The sequence below is a fragment of the Halomonas sp. PR-M31 genome (genome assembly GCF_001039575.1).
Classification (GTDB): Bacteria; Pseudomonadota; Gammaproteobacteria; order Pseudomonadales; family Halomonadaceae; genus Modicisalibacter.
This window is the reverse complement of sequence record NZ_JIBT01000090.1, coordinates 1-1883: the sequence shown is the minus strand read 5'-3', so window position 1 is coordinate 1883 and position 1883 is coordinate 1. Positions and strand designations below refer to the sequence as shown.

The window sequence follows — 1883 nt, the reverse complement described above, 5'->3', positions numbered from 1 at the left end:
ACCATGGCGGCGTTCTGCTGGGTCATGCTGTCCATTTCCATCACGGCGGTGTTGACCTGACCGATGCCGCTGCTCTGCTCCTTGGTGGCGGCGCTGATCTCGCCGATCACGTCCGTAACCCGGGCGACGCTTGCCACAATTTCTTGCATGGTCTGACCCGCATTGCGCACGAGTTCCGCGCCGGACTTGGTATGAGAAGCCGAGGTGTCGATCAGGGTACGAATCTGCCCGGAGGCGTCGCTTGAACGGCTGGCCAGGGTGCGCACTTCCTGAGCCACCACCGCAAAGCCGCGGCCGTGTTCACCGGCCCGGGCCGCTTCCACGGAAGCGTTGAGCGCCAGAATGTTGGTCTGGAAGGCGATCGCATCGATCATGGTAATGATCTCGCCGATCTGAGTAGAAGAGGTGTTGATGTCTTCCATGGTGCGCTCGACCTGACTCATCACCGCCTCACCCTGACGCGCTACGTCCGCGGTGGACTGCACCAGTTTGTTGGCCTGCTGAGCGGAATCTGCGCTGTGGCCCACGGTGGAAGTGATCTCCTCCATGGAGGCTGAAGTCTCCTGCAGATTGGCCGCGGCCTGCTCGGTGCGCGAGGCAAGTTCGTCGCTGCCCTGAGCAATATCGTCTGCAGCTTGGTTGACGCTATGGGTACTAGCGCGCACGACACGCAATATGTCCTGAATACGTTCGACGAAGGCGTTGAACTGAGTCGCCAGGTTGCCTATCTCATCGTGACTTTCGACACGCAAGCGACGTGTTAAATCGCCCTTGCCGGCGGCAATTTCTTGGGCGATGTCGCCCATGGTGACGGCGGTACGGCGAATGGGTTGCACGGTGTGGCGTACAAGCCAAAAGGCAACAGCGGCGAAAACGACGAACATTGCTATGCCGATCAGTACCGCTGCCAGTATGGAGCCTTTCAAATCACTTGCCATGTCGGCTTCAACCTCTGCCATGGCTGCGTCGATATCGGTGATATAAACACCGGTACCCAGCATCCAGCCCCACTTGTCAATATTGGCTGCATAGGACTGCTTGGATACGACTTCCCCGTCGCTAGGATGGGGCCAGTAGTACTGGTAGTAACCGCCCCCTTGCTTGGCAAGTTCTATCATGTCGCGCACGATGTAATTGCCTTTCTGGTCCTGGGTATCGAGCATGTTGGTACCTTCACGCTCAGGCATGGGCGCGGTGACCAGATTCGTGCCTTGATAATCGTAAACGAAGACATAGTTACCATCGTCGAAGCGCATATCGCGCAAAATGGCCTTGGCACGTTCTTGAGCCTGAACGTCATTGGGGCCAGCATTGGCAACGATCGAGGCAATCGACGACTTGGCGGTCTCGACCACGTTGTGTACCGTTTCTCTTCTTGCATCAATGAGCATCTCACGCTGCTTGACGAGAGTAGTGCGAGAGTCTTGAAAGCGGTCGTAGGAGGCGATACCAACCAGTGCAATGGCGATGAGCAGTAGTGGAACAAGGACAAGTAGCAGAATTTTGTTTTGTAGATTCAGCGTCAGAATGCGACGAACTGCTGTCGAGGGTTTCATTTGAAAAGGCTCTCGGTTTGTAATTGGGCAAACAGAGTTATCGGCACCAGTAGCATCAACTGTAATAAAATTCTTACTTAACATGCCTGACGAAAACGACTTGCTGTCTGCCTAAAAGCGCAAACAAAAACGCCTGACCCTATGGCCAGGCGTTTCGCGTTTACTGGATAGTCCCGCGTTTAAAAGCTGCTCCACTCCTCGGCTTCTTCCCGAGCGGCCTGTTTGGTCGGTGCCGGTTTTACGGTAGAGGAGGGCGCTGGCGCCTTGGCCGTCTTGACGCTTTTCGTGGCAGCCGGAGTTTCCTCGCCCAGCACGAAGGTGTTGATC

1 protein-coding gene is annotated in these 1883 nt (G+C 56.0%); it reads right to left on the bottom strand.

The window, feature by feature from the left end; genetic code table 11:
* Positions 1-1556, bottom strand: a 1556-nt coding sequence (locus CH74_RS17425; protein WP_048308811.1) for a methyl-accepting chemotaxis protein, incomplete at its 3' end; no start/stop codon positions are given.
* Positions 1557-1883 lie beyond the last annotated feature (327 nt).